General features: G+C 61.3%; 1 protein-coding gene. It reads left to right on the top strand.

Going from position 1 to position 271, the window contains the following annotated elements:
* The coding region (locus AC4HNJ_RS21950) for a hypothetical protein (protein ID WP_490481735.1) at positions 1-271 on the top strand (271 nt) is incomplete at both ends.

Raw genomic sequence — 271 nt, 5'->3', positions numbered from 1 at the left:
GCGTTCAAGATCCTGACCGGCATTGACCCTGCGACGTTGGACGTGGAGGAAGCCAGCCTAAATCGCTTTGCCCGAACCGGCCCAGACAGCGTCATGGAGGTGGGCGGTATCCGGCTGGAGATAACGATGATAGGCGGCGTTCCTCAGGATTGGGTGTACGCCGCCCGCTTTGCTCCGCATGGAGGCGCCTACTTGGCCACTTATTCGGGCAAAGTCGTCTTGGTGTCGCCAGAGGGCCAGCCCGAGGTGGTGTACGACATTGGAACCTGCC

The sequence above is a fragment of the Dyella sp. SYSU CM1112 genome, from assembly GCF_058216415.1.
This window is presented reverse-complemented; position numbering and strand designations above follow the sequence as displayed.